At 69.7% G+C, this 12,366-nt stretch carries 11 protein-coding genes; 6 read left to right on the top strand and 5 right to left on the bottom strand.

Translation table 11 applies throughout. From position 1 onward, the window contains the following. Positions 1-243: 243 nt before the first annotated feature. Together H4Q84_RS11550 and H4Q84_RS11545 are read left to right on the top strand one after the other, a co-directional pair. Positions 244-483, top strand: coding sequence for a hypothetical protein (locus H4Q84_RS11550; RefSeq protein ID WP_248583532.1), 240 nt, complete (start codon positions 244-246; stop codon positions 481-483). 46 nt (positions 484-529) lie between these two features. Next, entirely contained in the window at positions 530-1,531 is a 1,002-nt protein-coding gene (locus H4Q84_RS11545) for an HNH endonuclease signature motif containing protein (RefSeq protein ID WP_248583531.1), read from the top strand. A 9-nt stretch (positions 1,532-1,540) separates the two neighbouring features. Here H4Q84_RS11545 and H4Q84_RS11540 read toward each other — a convergent pair whose 3' ends face one another. From H4Q84_RS11540 to H4Q84_RS11520, 5 genes are all read right to left on the bottom strand, one after another. Then, positions 1,541-5,206 (bottom strand): (Fe-S)-binding protein, encoded by a 3,666-nt coding sequence (locus H4Q84_RS11540; RefSeq protein WP_248583530.1) that lies wholly within the window; start codon positions 5,204-5,206, stop codon positions 1,541-1,543. 109 nt (positions 5,207-5,315) lie between these two features. Continuing rightward, positions 5,316-6,602: a pyridine nucleotide-disulfide oxidoreductase gene (locus H4Q84_RS11535; protein WP_248583529.1), complete on the bottom strand. Its 1,287-nt coding sequence runs from the start codon at positions 6,600-6,602 to the stop codon at positions 5,316-5,318. A gap of 67 nt (positions 6,603-6,669) precedes the next feature. Further along, the gene (locus H4Q84_RS11530) at positions 6,670-8,247 is read right to left on the bottom strand and encodes a phospholipase D family protein (RefSeq protein ID WP_248583528.1); all 1,578 of its coding nucleotides are present in this window, start codon (positions 8,245-8,247) and stop codon (positions 6,670-6,672) included. A 45-nt stretch (positions 8,248-8,292) separates the two neighbouring features. Next, entirely contained in the window at positions 8,293-8,592 is a 300-nt protein-coding gene (locus H4Q84_RS11525) for a hypothetical protein (protein WP_248583527.1), read from the bottom strand. Continuing rightward, entirely contained in the window at positions 8,592-8,903 is a 312-nt protein-coding gene (locus H4Q84_RS11520) for a WXG100 family type VII secretion target (protein ID WP_248583526.1), read from the bottom strand. The genes H4Q84_RS11525 and H4Q84_RS11520 overlap by 1 nt, the downstream gene beginning before the upstream one ends. A 92-nt stretch (positions 8,904-8,995) precedes the next feature. Between H4Q84_RS11520 and H4Q84_RS11515 the strand changes: the two genes are divergently transcribed. The 4 genes from H4Q84_RS11515 to H4Q84_RS11500 are packed head-to-tail and all read left to right on the top strand — an operon-like array spanning position 8,996 to position 12,360. Next, entirely contained in the window at positions 8,996-9,322 is a 327-nt protein-coding gene (locus H4Q84_RS11515; RefSeq protein WP_248583525.1) for a hypothetical protein, read from the top strand. Position 9,323: 1 nt separating this feature from the next. Beyond that, positions 9,324-10,916 (top strand): putative T7SS-secreted protein, encoded by a 1,593-nt coding sequence (locus H4Q84_RS11510; protein ID WP_248583524.1) that lies wholly within the window; start codon positions 9,324-9,326, stop codon positions 10,914-10,916. Next, complete coding sequence (locus H4Q84_RS11505; protein WP_248583523.1) at positions 10,913-11,863, top strand: hypothetical protein; 951 nt, start codon at positions 10,913-10,915, stop codon at positions 11,861-11,863. Before H4Q84_RS11510 ends, H4Q84_RS11505 begins: the two co-directional genes overlap by 4 nt. Beyond that, on the top strand, positions 11,860-12,360 hold the full coding sequence (locus H4Q84_RS11500; RefSeq protein ID WP_248583522.1) for a hypothetical protein: 501 nt from the start codon (positions 11,860-11,862) through the stop codon (positions 12,358-12,360). The genes H4Q84_RS11505 and H4Q84_RS11500 overlap by 4 nt, the downstream gene beginning before the upstream one ends. The last annotated feature ends 6 nt before the right edge of the window (positions 12,361-12,366 follow it).

The raw sequence follows: 12,366 nt of genomic DNA, 5'->3' as shown, positions 1-12,366 counted from the left end.
CCTATGAGACGCACAAATTCCGCTCGCTGGCGGGGTGCGTCGCGGGATTGATCTCTTGACGGACGCATCCATCTGCGCCTACAATCGAACACAAGTTCGAGCCAACATGTCGACGCTGATGGGCTCGGCCCGGACCACCGGTGGGTGGTTCGCCCCTCACAGGCGCGCTGTGTCGAGACACGTGAAATGCCGGTGGCAGTCGCTGCCGGTCACGTTCTCTGACGCGCGATGGGGGTGGCTTCGATGACGCTGTGGCAGACGCCGACGCGACCACTGGTGTCCGGGCTGGCGGGTGTGCACGCGGCCCTCGATGAGCTAGCCGCGGTGCCGTTGTCGACGTTGGGTGATGTCGAGGTCGCGGCGGCACTTGCTGACCTGTCCCGGCTGAATTCCCGGGTCCGGGAGCTCGAGCTCCGGGTGGCGGCCGAGGCCGACCGCCGGCGGCTGGGCGACGCCACCGGTGCCGCATCGACCGCGGTGTGATTTCGAGACGGTCGCTGCGCGACCTCCTCAATCCGGCGGGTGGGCGGTGACGACCCGGCAGACCAGCGCAGGTGCCCGCCGCGCCATGGTCTTGGCCCACGCCCTGGAGACCGACCGGCACGCCCCGGTCCGCAAGGCCCTGGCCGCCGGTGACGTGTTGGCCGACCAGGCGCAGGTGCTCGTCGACGCTATCGAGGCGCTGCCCGACACCGCCGACCCTGTGGTAGTCGACCGGGCTCAGACCCGGTTGCTGGCCCTGGCCGCCGATCACGACGCGGCCGCGTTGCGGGTCCTGGGCCGGCGCATCCTCGACGTCGTCGCGCCCGAGGTCGCCGATGCCGAGGAGGCCCGCCAGCTTGAGGCCGAAGAGGCCCACGCCGACGCGACCACCCGGTTCACGATGACCGATGACGGCCAAGGGCGTTGCCACGGCCGGTTCACCCTGCCGTCGGCTGTGGGGCAGATGCTCCGCAAACAACTCCTCGCCCTGGCCGCACCCAAACACCGCGCCAACCGCCCCGCCGAGCCGATCCCGGTCCCGACGGCCCTGCGGCTGGGGCATGCGTTCGGCGAATGGGTCGAGACCTACCCCGCGCAGCACCTACCGACCAGCGGCGGGGTCTCGGCCACCGTGGTCGTCACGATGACCCTCGAGACCCTGCTCGGTGGGCTGACCGCGGCGACCCTGGACACCGGCGGCCGGCTCTCCGCCGGCGAAGCCCGACGCCTCGCCTGCGAGGCCGGAATAGTCCCGGCGGTGCTGGATGGCGAGTCCCGGGTACTCGACCTCGGCCGCACCCGCCGCCTGCACGACCGACCCCAGAGATTGGCGATGGCCTTGCGCGATGGTGGTTGCACCGCCGACGGCTGCGACATGCCACCGGGCCTCTGCCACGCCCACCACGACGTCCCGTGGTCACACGGTGGTCCCACCACCCTCGACAACGGCCGCCTGCTCTGCTACCGACATCACCGGCTGGCCCACGACCAGCGCTACACCACCACCCACACCCCCACCGGCAAGATCACCTTCCACCGACGAGAGTGAGCTGGGCGGTCAGAGGTCGAACAGTGACCCGGACTCGTTGATGTCCACGTCCGTACGTGGTGCGTGGGCGTTGCCCGACGACTTCGGCTGCTCGGCCGCTGCGGGCTCTGCTTCCTCGGCGTCGTCCTCCGGAACCGATGTCGACTCGGCTTCTTCTTCCGTGTCGTCGGGCTCCTGCTCCGCGTCGGACTCGGGCTCGACCTTGTCCTCAGCCTGGGGCTCGCTCGTGTCGGCAAAACCGAACGTCGCGGCTTGGCTCAACGCCGCGCCCGCTGACAGCGAGTCATCAGACGCGGTCGTCGCTGGCTCAGCTTCGGGCTCGTCGTCATTGGCCGCGGGCTCAGGTTCGGGCTCAACGGCCGGCGCAGCAGAAGGTGGCGTCGGCTCCGGGGCGGTGATGTCGAACAGGGAACCACCTTCGGGGATGCTCGTCTGCGGTGCTGCCGCCGGCGCGGAAGCAGGCTTCTGGAGGGCCTCGACGCGCGGCTCTGGCTCGGGCTTCTCGTCCTTTGCCTCGGGCGTGGGCTCCGGTTCCGGTTCGGGGTCCGCGCTCGCGACCGGCTCGTTCTCAGGCTCGTCCGTGGCCTCGGCCTCGGGGGCGGCGTCCTTGGTCTCGGCCCCGTGTTCCGGCTCGGCCTTGGCTGCTGGTGCGGCCGGCTCGGGGGCGGTGATGTCGAAGAGTGAGCCCCCCTCCGGGATGGAGGTCTGGGGCTCGGCGGCGGGGGTCGCCTCGGCCTTCGGCTCCTCCTTCGCAGGCTCGGGCCCGGGCTCAACTTCCGCCTTCGCCTGTTCCTCGGGCTCGTCCTTGATCTCAGCCGCGGACTCCTTGGCTGCAGCTGCAGCGGCACCGACCGGCTCGGGCGCCGCGATGTCGAACAGCGAGCCAGAGGCCGCTGCGGGCGTGGGCTCGGGCTCCGGAGCGGTCGTGGCTTCGGGCTCGGACTTGGCCTCAGGCTCCGTGGCCTTCGGTGCAGCCGGGGCATCGGTCGCGGCGGCGTCGAACAGCGAGCCACCAGCAGCGGGCGCTGCGGGCTCGGGCTCCTTAGCGGGCTCGGCTTCGGCCTTGGCCGTCGGCTGCGCGGCCTTCTCCTCAGCGGCAGGAGACTCGTCGCCGACATCGAAGAGGGAGCCACCAGCAGCGGGCGCTGCGGGCTCGGGCTCCTTCGCGGGCTCGGCTTCGGCCTTGGCCGTCGGCTGCGCGGCCTTCGACGCCGTCTTCTCCCCAGCAGCCGGAGACTCATCTCCGACGTCGAAGAGCGACGAACCACCACTCGCCTTGGCAGCGGGGCCGACATCGGCAGGCTCGGTGACGGTCTCCTCCGTCTGGGTGACGTCGCCGGCCTCGGGCTCGGCCTGCGTGGCCTCGTCCGGTTTCGAGACAGGCGCTTGCGCGCCTTCCTCGACCTGCGGCTCAGTGGCGCCGGCGGCAGCTGGTGCCTTGGCGGGACGGTCGGACTTCTTCGTACGCGTCGCCGACTCGCCCTTGACCGACGCCAGCAGCATCTGCGCGACGTCGAGGACCTCGACCTCTTCGCGGGCGTTGCCGCTGGCCTGCTCGGAGGTGAGCCCGTCGGAGAGCATCACCCGGCAGAAGGGGCAACCGACGGCGATCTGGTCGGCACCGGTGCCGACTGCCTCCTTGGTGCGGTTGAGGTTGATCCGCTCGCCGATCTTCTCCTCCATCCACATGCGGGCGCCGCCGGCGCCGCAGCAGAAGGACTTCTCGGAGTTTCGCTCCATCTCGGCGTACTCCGCACCGGGCAGCACCTGCAGGAGGTCGCGCGGCGGGCTGTAGACCTGGTTGTGCCGGCCCAGGAAGCACGGGTCGTGGTAGGTGATCTTGCGAGGCGATGCGCCCGCGCCGTCCTTGACGGGAGTGAGCTTGCCCTCGCGGACGAGCCGGTTCAGCAGCTGCGTGTGGTGCACGACCTCGAGCTCGACGCCAAAGTCCTTGTACTCGTTCTTCAACGTGTTGAAGCAGTGGGCGCAGGTCGAGACGACCTTCTTGACCTTGTACTCCTTGAAGGTCTCGGCGTTCTGCGCAGCGAGACCCTGGAACACGAACTCGTTGCCGGCCCGGCGTGCGGGGTCACCGGTGCAGGTCTCGCCGTTGCCGAGTACGCCGAAGCTCACGCCCGCCATGTCGAGGAGCTCCGCGACGGCGCGGGTCGTCTTCTTGGCGCGGTCCTCATAGGCGCCGGCGCAGCCGACCCAGAACAGCCAGTCGACCTCGTCGAGCGACTCTGGGTCACCGGGAGCGTCACCGCCGACGACCTTCACCTCGAACGGCAGGTCCTTGGCCCAGTCCATCCGGGCGGTGGTCGACATGTTCCAGGGGTTGCCCTTGTTCTCCAGGCCCTTGAAGAGCTGGTTGAGCTCGGCCGGGAAGTTCGACTCGACCAGCACCTGGTGCCGGCGCATGTCCATGATGTGGTCTACGTGCTCGATGTCGACCGGGCACTGCTGCACGCACGCGCCGCAGGACGTGCAGTTCCACAGCACCTCGGAGTCGATGACGGCCGAGCCGTCGTCGGGGTTGTAGAACCAGCCGTCGCCGGTGTCGCCGACCAGCGGGCGCTGTGCCTCGCGAGCGAGCACCTCGTCGTTCTCGAGCAGTGCGGTGGCGGCCGCGCTGCCCTCACCGCCGGCCTGCACGTACGGCGCCTTGGCGTACGCGTGATCGCGCAGCGCGGTGATCAGGAGCTTGGGCGAGAGCGGCTTCTCGGTGTTCCAGGCGGGGCACTGCGACTGGCAGCGCCCGCACTCGGTGCAGGTCGTGAAGTCGAGGATGCCCTTCCACGAGAACTCCTCGACCTGGCCGACGCCGAGCGTGGAGTCCTCGTCCAGCTCCTCGATGTCATCGAGGGTGATCGGCACGCCCGCGGAGGTGAGCGGCTTCATGGCGCCCAACGCCGTACTTCCGTCAGACTCGCGCTTGTAGAAGATGTTGAACCACGCGGTGAACCGGTGCCAGGCGATACCCATCGTGAGGTTGCGGGCGATCACCATCAGCCAGACCATCGCCAGCGCGATCTTGAACATCGCGATGAAGTAGATGAGGTTCTCGAGCGAGCCGGGCGAGACGGGGTAGACCGCGTCGCCGAGCCACGACGCGATCGGGTAGTGCGACCGGCCGCCCTCCTCGTCGAGCTTCCACTCCGCGGCGCGTACGAACAGGATCGCCGACCCTTCCAGAAGCGCCAGCGCCTCGACGAAGTACGCCTGCCACATCGTCGAGCCGAAGAACCGGCTCTTGCGCCCCTCGGTCCGCGGGTGGTGACGCTGCCGGTAGACGATGAGGAAGACGATGCCGACCGTGCTGAGGAGGCCGATGAGCTCGCTGAACCACTCGAACGGGTACCAGTGGCCGACGATCGGCCAGGCGAAGTCGGGCTTGAAGAGCTGGAAGTACGCCGCGAGCACCGCGGTGCTGAGGAAGATGAACGCCGCGAAGACGAACCAGTGCATGACGCCGACGACGGTCCACTGCAGCATCCGCGTGTGGAGCACCGTCTCCTTGAGCATCGTGACGGTGCGGCCCACCGGGTTGCCGCTGCGACCCGGCGCCGGCTGGCCGGTGCGGATGACACCGAGCATCGTGCGCACGGCCGGCACCAGCAACGCGAGCGCGGCAACCGTGAGCGCCAGCGAGACGACGATGGCAAAGATCTGCATGAAGGCAGTGCTCCTCGTTCAGGCGGTCTGACGCCCGGTCGCCGGACGTCAGGCGGAGCCTATTGCGACGTACGTCGCCATGGCAGGCCCCGCGCAGGTGAGAAGAATCCTACGCGTGGGTAACTTCAGCCTCGCGACGCCACAGCTCGTCCCGCCGGCAGTGCCGCCTGTCGAGGCGGGCGTCGATCAGGTCGCGTGCCTCGTCGTACCGCCCCGCACGCAGGAGTGCGGCGATCCGGGCCTCCTCGATCACCTCGCGCTGCGCGTCGGAGCCGCCCAGCCGCCACGTCTGGGGCCCGAGATCGCGCAGACCATCGGCCGCCTGGTCGCAGGCGCCGTCCAGCATCAGCCGCAGCGATCGGGCCAGCGGCGCGATCACGCCTGCCTGGGTCGGGTGCTCGTGCGCGGCCGCCCAGCGTTCGAGCGACACGAGCCCGCCCCGGTCCTCGGTCGCGAGCAGTGCGATGGCGGCGTGCATCGCGAGGAACGGGCTGGCCGGCCGGTGCAGCTTCTGCTGCTCGAGCTGCGCGATCACCTCTGTCATGGCGGGTACGTCGTCGGCGCCGGGCGTCAGTGCCCAGCGAAAGAGCAGCGAGGCGCTGTCGACCAGCGAACGACAGCCGATCGTCGTGTCGGGTCGCAGCTGGGTCTCGTAGCGGCGGCGTACGGCGTCGAGGTCGCCCATCGAGAGCTCGTGCAGGGCGGCGTGCCACGAGAAGTGGCTGAGGCTGTCGGTGCTGGCGCCGTCACCCGTCACCCAATCGGACATCCACGCCAGCCCTGCCTCGTGGTCGCCGGTCTCGTAGTGCGCGTGCGCCCGCGCGTGGGCCGAGTGCCCGGCCCGCGGCTCCTCCGCCAATGAGGTGCGGGAGAGATCCATGGCTTCGTCGAAGCGGCCCTGCTCCTGCCGCACGAACGCCAGCAGGCCGGCGTACCACCAGTCGTTGCCGTACCCCGGGGCTGCGCGCTCGACGATCCACCATGCCTGCTCGGGCACCTCGGTGACGCCAGCGAACGCGATTGTCGGCATCGCCGTCGACAGGAGCAGCGCGTCGACCGGCCACGTCTCGAGGTGCCGCACGAGGGGACCGGGGTCGCCGTGGAGGTGGCTGTCGATGGCGTGCACGTGGCTGCGCTCGCGCTCGGTCGCCGTTTCGGCCAGGTGCCGGGCATCTCGCAGCCGGGCTGCGATGTCGACCGGCGCGCACATCTCGTGACCCATCAGCGCCAGCGCCGCGTGGCCCAGCGCGAAGCCGGGTTCGAGCACTACCGAGCGCGCGAACGCCGCGGTCGCGCCCTGCCCCAGCCGGAGCACGACATGCAGCCCTTCGTCGTACGCCGCAGCCGCGTCCTGACCGCAGGACATGGCAAGGCCGTAGGTGTCACGCTGAGACATGTAATCAGAGTAACTAACTCCAGTTAAACGACAAGAATGCCCGGCGCCCGGGAGTGTCCGAGCTGAGTCAGAACTCGTCGCGCTTACGCAGCGGCCCCGGCCTGCCGTCCGGATCGTGCAGCACCAGGTACGCCGGAAGCGCGAGCGTGCGGGCTACTGGCCCGAGGTCCGGCGGATCGACCTTCCGCAGCCGCCCGGCCGGCTTCGGTCCGACCTGGCCACCGGCGTGCCACGCATCGAGGCGGGCGGCGGTGTCGCGGAACGCGGCGTACATGCCTTCGGGGTCGATGCAGTCATCCATGGCGTCGGCATCGCGGTCGAGGTGCTCGGCGGCGAGCGTGAGGCGCAGCCTTCGGGCGTACTCGCCCTCGGAGTCGACCACCACGGCCGAGAGCTCGGAGTCGTGGGTCCAGGAGCGCCGGTTGAAGTTGTCGGAGCCGATCGAGGCCCAGGTGTCGTCGATGAGACAGGCCTTCGCGTGCACGTAGATCGGCGTCCCGGCGGCGTTCTCGATGCCGTAGACCGCGACCCGGTCGGGTGCCGCCTCCATCATCTCCAGCATGGCTCGGCGGCGCCCGAGCTGCTCGGGAACCCGGCCCAGCTTGCCCGGAAGATCGGGGTAGATCGGGACCACGGCGATCACGTGCAGGTCTGGGTTGTCCTTCAGTGCCTGGGTGAACACGTCCCCCACATGGTGGCCCCAGAGGTACTGGTCCTCCACGTAGATCAGTCGTCGTGCCTTCGTCACCGCCTTCGTGTAGCCGCGGGCCACGCTGCGCTCGCCGCCGCGAGCGAAGGGGTAGTCCCGGCCGTGACGCAGGTTGGGGTAGGTCCGCAGCAGCTGCACGGCGTGCGTGCCGCCCTCGACCGGCGGGGGAGGTGGAGCCTGTGCAGGCAGCGGGTCGGGGCTCACGTCCATGCCGAACAACCGGTCCTTGGTGAACAGGATCGGGTTTCGGCTCAGCCGGGTGGGATCCTCCCAGCGCTCGCGGAAGACGGTCTCGACGTCGTGCACGGCCGGTCCGCTGATCGCGGCCATCACGTCGTGCCACGGAGGTGTGTCGCCGTACTCGTCGGCCATCGACGTCAGCGCCTGCGAGTCGCCGTCGTGGTCGATGTCGTCGCGGCGCGAGTGGCAGAGGTCGATGCCGCCGACGTACGCGACGTCACGAGACGGGTCGTCGCGATAGCGGATGACCACCAGCTTCTGGTGGTGCGAGCCGCCCAGCCGGATCCGCATGTCCAGCAGCGCCTCGGCGCCACGCTTCTGCAGCGACTTGCCCAGCAGGCGGTTCTCACCAGCGGTGAAGCCCAGGTGCGACCGCCAGACCAGGCCGCGTACGTCGACTCCCCTTTCGTCGGCCCGCCCGAGCACCTCGACGACCTCACTGCCCGGATCGCCGGTCAGCCTCTCGTCGGCGTCACCCTGCCAGTCGGTGAAGAGGAGCAGGTCTCCGTCGCGTGTCTCCTCGATGCGTTCGAAGAGCTCGGCGAAGTACGTCGTCCCGTGGATGAGCGGTCGCACGTGGTTGCCGTCCGACCAGGCCCGGTCGCCCGGGTGCTGGTCGTCGAGCGTCGTCTGGGCGTTTCCGCGCTCGTGTTTGCCGAGCAACCAGTCGTGCGGGTCGGGCGTCTCGTCGGTCACGACGCCCACCTTGCCTCAATGCGGCCGGGCGTGGGGAGCCGGACCTCAGCCGACGATGGCGACGTTCTCGATCTCGATCTCCTGCGCGTCCTCCCGATAGGTGGCGACGGCCGCCTTGATGCTGTCGAGCGCATCCGTGAGCCGGGTGATGCCGTCACGCAGTCTCTGCTCCTGCTCCTGCTGGGCGATCCTCGACGGAGTCTCATACGTCCAGGTGGGTGTCTGCGCGTTGACCGTGTCGAGGAGGCTGATGAGGTGGTTGGTGACCGCCTGCGTCGCTGTCGCCATGGCAGTCTCGATGTCGCTCAGCGACCCCTGGTGCACGACGAGCCCGCGCTCGCTCATCACTCGCCCCCGAGCCGGGCGGCCAGGTGGGAGTGCCGGTCGACCTGGTTGCCGTCGTTGGTGATGTGCTCGTTGGCGACGCCGACCAGGGCGCCGGCGTAGCCCTCGAGGATGGGCCCGAGCGTGCCGGCCACCTGGAACCACGACATGACCGCCTCGCCCATGCCGGCGGCGGCCTGGCCCTTGAACCCGGCCGACGCGGTCTCGATCGAGTCGCTGAGGTCGGTCAACAGGTCCCGGAGGGGGGCGACTCCCTCGGCCACGGTCTTGGCGGCGTCGCTGATCTCGCCGTACTCGAGCGAAATGGTCAACGGTCTCTCCTTGCGTCCCGCACATCGTCCCCCATGTTTGAAGCGCCAAAACATCCGAGTTTGGAATGCCTGTAGATGGGAAGCCTCCGGCCATGCCGTCGTACGACTTCGAGGTCGACCTCCAGAGCATGGGCAAGGCCGCCCAGGGCCTCAACGACACCCTCAAGCTTTTCAAGGACAAGGACGTCGAGGATCTGGTGCCGTCCGAGGACGACCTCGGCAGTGACGTCGTCTGGGACGCCGTCGACGAGTTCAAGAACCGGTGGGAGGAGGGCGTCAACAACCTCTGCCAGGACATCGAGGAGATGGCCGGCCGGCTCGGCAAGATCGCGATGAACTACTTCGAGACCGACAAGGCCGGGTACGACGCCCTCAAGGGCGTCGCGAGCACGGTCGCCGCGGTGAAGGTGCTCGACTGAGATGCCCGACTTCACCATCCGGGGCAACCCGGGCGCGATCCGGTCCCGGGCGCAGACCACCTCTGACAAGGGTCAGGTCTTCTACGACACCGGCGACGCGCTCTCGAAGATCGACACCGCGGGCTGGACCGGGCGGGCGGCCGACCACTTCCGCGACGCGCATGACCTGGAGCCGGAACGCTGGGTCAAGGCCGGCAACGGGTTCAAGAAGGCCGGTGCTGCCCTGCTGACCTATGCGGACGCCGTGCAGGACGCCCAGGTCACGGCCGACTGGGCCGAGGGTGAGTACGACCGCGGCGACCAGGTCACCGACAGTGCCAAGGCGGCGTACGACGCGGACGTGGCCGATGCCCAGCAGAAGCTGGCGGCGGGGGTCTATTCGTCGCTCACGATCATCCCGTTCGACGATCCGGGCCAGGCGATCCGTGACAACGCGGTCGCGGAGTTCAACGACGCGAAGTCGACGCTCGACAACGCAGCCCACACGTGTGCGGGTCAGGTCCGGGCCGGCTGCGCGGACGCACCCGAGGAGCCCAACTGGCTGGAGTCGGGCCTGAAGTTCGTCGGCGGCATCATCGAGGGTGCCGGCGAGGCGGTTTGGGACCTGCTGACGATGTTCCCGTTCAGCCCGGTCAACATGATCAGCGATGCCTGGAAGGTCGGCACCGGCGACCTCACGCCCCAGGAGCTGATGAAGAAGTACGAGCTGTCCTTCGAGACGGTGGAGGGCATGTGGAACGCCCTGCAGGAGGACCCGGTCGGGTTCGGCAAGAACGTCGGCAAGGCCCTGCTCGACTGGGACACCTGGGCCGACGACCCCGCCCGTGCCCTGGGCCACCTGGTGCCCGACGCGGTCGTCGCCGTGCTGACGGCAGGCACCGGCGCTGTCGCCACGCGGGGCACCAAGGGCACCCTCGATGCCTTCGACGCGCTGGCCGACATGAACAAGCTCGACAACCTGGGGGACCTGAGCAAGCTCGACAACCTCGGCGACCTGAACAAGCTCGACAACCTCGCTGACGTGGGCAAGTTTGACGACATCCCCCACGCGCCGGGCGACGGCCTGTCGCACGGCCATCCCGACATCGAGTCGTGGGTCGACGAGGTGCACGCCCAGCACCCCGAGCTCTCCACCGAGGGCATCCGCGGCCTGCACGACTACACCACCAACGACGGCTACACGCGGATGAACTCCGAGCTGCGCTTCCCCACGGGAGACCCGGCCGTGGAGGCCCGGATTAACGCCACCAACCAGGGCATCTCCGAGCTGCCGGCCCAGCCCGGCACGACCTACCGTGGCACCAACCTGCCCGACTCCGTCGTCGACGACATCGGCCGCACCGGTCAGTACAACGACCCGGCCTTCTCGAGCAGCTCGCACAGCCCGAGCGTCGCCGAAGGCTTCATCGACCCCTCGAAGGACAACCCGACCCGCATCACCGTGGAGGGGCAGAGCGGCGTGGACGTCAGCCCGTTCTCGGCCTACCGCGGCGAGGGTGAGATCCTGTTCCCGAGCAACACCGCGTTCGATGTGGTCGAGAACACCGTGGGAGCTGATGGCGTGCGACACCTCGTACTGAGGGAGCGTCCGTGACCCGTCGCTGGGACGGTCTCACTCCGGCAGAGATCGGCGCCCGCGAGAGCGAGGCGTGGCAGCAGGACGTCGCGGGCACCGGCGTCCAGCAGGGCCGGGTCCGAGGGCCGGTCAACCCGGCCCGACTGGTCGACGTCCCGCACACGCGCTTCGAGGGGCCGGTCTTCCAGGTGCGCCGCCGGACGCCCGCGCAGATGACTGCACCCGACGGCGCGCGTCACGACGTGATGGTCGAGGGGCTGCGGCCGGTCGCCGGCGGCGGCCGGGTGCTGGTGCTCAGCGGCCCGGGCGACCAGACCTGGGCTTGCGTGCGCGCCGACGGGCGGCCGTGGCCAGCCGAGGGCGACCACGCCGTCGAGGTGCGCGAGCCCGATCTCCGGCTCGCGGGCTGGCCGGTGCCGACCGACCTCGTCGACCGCGTCGACAACGACGTCCCCTTCGGCACCCCGACCGACGAGTGGGCGGTGCGCACCTCGGCCATCGGCGTGGACGACGCGGAAGAGGCCCGGCTGCGCGAGCAGGGGTACGCCGACCGGGCGCGCGAGCGGGAGGCCAGCCTCCGGCACAACGGCGACATCGCCGAGTACCACGGTAGGCTCTTCCCGGTCCTCTCTTCCGACGAGCGTGACGTGAGGGTGCCCCGGGGGCATGCCGACCACGAGGAGTTCCCCGACGCCGTCGAGTTCGGTCGCGGACCTCAGGGCCCGTGGGTGGACCTGCCTCGGCAGGCCCTCGGTCGGCTGTTCCACCGGACCGTCGCCGCGCGGTGGCGCGGAGAGCCGGTTTCGGTGCGTGGGCCGGTCCGGGACGGACACGTCTTCGTCGACTTCCACGGAACGCCCGAGCGGGCTCGGGAGCGGGAAGCCCAGGGCGACGCCGAACGCGGGTGGTACCTCCGCGTGCCGGCCTCCGAGCTCAGCGACCTGCATGACGAGGACACCCCGTGAGCGACGAACAGGCCCCTGCGCCGTCCCAGGCGGAGCAGTTCATCCGGACGCTCGAGCAGCTGCCGCCGTACGACGGCGTCGCATTCCGCGGCTGGGTGACCACCGACGTGTGGGAGAGCGGCGCTGCGTCGCTCGTCACGCACCAGTTCACCCCGGCTTCGCGGGACCCCCGGGTGGCCACCGAGAACTTCACCACCAGCGGTGTCTACGCCATCTTGAGCAGGAGCGGTCGCTCCATCGAGATGTTCTCCGCGCGACGCGAGGAGCGCGAGGTGGTCTTCATGCCTGCGACGCCTCTGGTCTGGGGTACGCGGATCGAGGTGGAGGGCGTCGCGGTGACCGTGATCGAGGAGATCGACGTCGCGGGCCACGACCCGTCGGCCGTCCGTGGACGCGAGGAGTGGGATGCGCTCATCGGCCAGGCCATCCGGGCGGCCCTCAGCCAACCGGAGCTCGTCCCGGCCAGCCCCGGCAAGTTCGTCGGTGCCATCGAATGACCACCC

Source organism: Nocardioides sp. InS609-2 (genome assembly GCF_023208195.1).
GTDB lineage: Bacteria > Actinomycetota > Actinomycetes > Propionibacteriales > Nocardioidaceae > Nocardioides.
This window is presented reverse-complemented; position numbering and strand designations above follow the sequence as displayed.

Bases quoted from the DNA above. Each gene is read 5' to 3' on its own strand.
- H4Q84_RS11525 (WP_248583527.1), bottom strand. From the start codon at position 8,592: ATGAGCGAGCGCGGGCTCGTCGTGCACCAGGGGTCGCTGAGCGACATC.
- H4Q84_RS11535 (WP_248583529.1), bottom strand. From the start codon at position 6,602: ATGTCTCAGCGTGACACCTACGGCCTTGCCATGTCCTGCGGTCAGGAC.
- H4Q84_RS11540 (WP_248583530.1), bottom strand. From the start codon at position 5,206: ATGCAGATCTTTGCCATCGTCGTCTCGCTGGCGCTCACGGTTGCCGCG.
- H4Q84_RS11515 (WP_248583525.1), top strand. From the start codon at position 8,996: ATGCCGTCGTACGACTTCGAGGTCGACCTCCAGAGCATGGGCAAGGCC.
- H4Q84_RS11510 (WP_248583524.1), top strand. From the start codon at position 9,324: ATGCCCGACTTCACCATCCGGGGCAACCCGGGCGCGATCCGGTCCCGG.
- H4Q84_RS11550 (WP_248583532.1), top strand. From the start codon at position 244: ATGACGCTGTGGCAGACGCCGACGCGACCACTGGTGTCCGGGCTGGCG.